This is a genomic window from Thermogutta sp. (assembly GCF_014359955.1).
In the GTDB taxonomy this organism is placed as follows: domain Bacteria; phylum Planctomycetota; class Planctomycetia; order Pirellulales; family Thermoguttaceae; genus Thermogutta.
Window position 1 is genome coordinate 1 of the sequence record NZ_JACIYL010000966.1, and the last position, 1469, is coordinate 1469.

1 protein-coding gene is annotated in these 1469 nt (G+C 60.7%); it reads left to right on the forward strand.

Translation table 11 applies throughout. The features are described from left to right. Nucleotides 1-1469, forward strand: a 1469-nt coding sequence (locus H5U08_RS18620) for an MFS transporter (protein ID WP_297036595.1), incomplete at both ends; no start/stop codon positions are given.

Genomic DNA, 1469 nt, shown 5'->3' on the forward strand with positions numbered 1-1469 from the left:
CTGCCGATCCTGCGCGGCGGATTCCCATCAACCCATTTGCCCAGTGTTTTCGCGATCTCGGTGAACTTTTCCGCCATCGCACGCTGGCCCTCGCCGGTTTGGGAAGCACCTATTTCTGGACCCTGGGTCTTCTCCTTCAGCTCACCATCGACAAGCTGGCCGTGCCGGAACTGGTAGGCCCGACCGGCCAGGCCGCCGTCGGTCCCATGCTCGCGGCACTCACTCTGGGAATTGGGGTGGGGAGCGTGGTGGCGGGCGTGTGGTCACACGGGCGGATCGAACGGGGGCTGGTACCCATCGGCGCCTTCGGCATTGCCATCATCTCGCTTTCTTTTACATTGATTCCGGCGGGGACCGGGCACTGGAACTCCTCGCCCTACTATCTGGCCTGTGCCCTGCTGTTTCTATTGGGCTGTGCGGCGGGACTTTACGACATTCCACTCATTTCGATCCTGCAATTTGAAAGTCCCACACACGAGCGGGGAAGGATCCTGGCGGCGTACAACTTTTTGAGCTTTTCCGGCATGATCACGGGCTCTGTCGTGTACTGGTTTCTGGGGAGTTTCCTGGGACTTTCGGCACGCCAGATGTTCGCGTGTGCCGGGCTGATCACCCTGCCCATCGCGGCAGTGATTCTCTGGCTCACAGCGATCGATTTTATTCGTGTTCTGTTCGGTTGGATCGCCCGTCACGCGTATCGCTTTCGCGTGGTGGGGCTGGAGAACATCCCCGCCGAAGGGGGCGCGATCGTGGTTTCCAACCACATTAGCTGGTTGGATGGGATGCTCATCATGCTCGCCATGCCCCGGCGGATCCGCATGATTGCTCACGCCAAATACATCAGTGCGCCTTTGATTCGGACACTGGCGGAGCGGGCGGGGGTGATCGCCATCGTGCCCGGCTCCAAGTCTCTGGTGCACGGAGTACGGCAGGCGCGAGAGGCCCTCCAAAACGGCGAACTGGTGGGCATTTTTCCTGAGGGTGGCATGACGCGGACAGGCCAGATGCGGGGCTTTCAGCCCGGCTTTCTGAAGATTGCGCGGGGCCTCGATGTGCCGATCATCCCTGTTTATATCGACGGTGTTTGGGGGAGCATTTTCAGCTACTCGGGCGGCCGATATTTCTGGAAATGGCCAAGTCTGCGGCGCTTGCAGGTGACGCTTTACATCGGAGAACCGCTGCGTCACGTGCAGCGCCCCTGGGAGGCCCAGCTAGCCGTCAGTCTTCTGGCCGCGAAAGCCGTGGCGTTACGAAAGGAGATCGCCCACATCCCCCCGCGTCAGTTCTTGCGAACTGCCCGCAGCCTTTTCTGGCGGCGGAAACTGGCGGACACGACAGGTGTTGAACTGACGGGCGGAAAACTTTTGATAAGCGTTCTGGCGCTACGACGCTTTTTCAGACGGCGGCTTCTGGCCGATGATGAGACCCACGTGGGGATCCTCCTGCCGTCTTCAGTGGCGGGGGTAGTC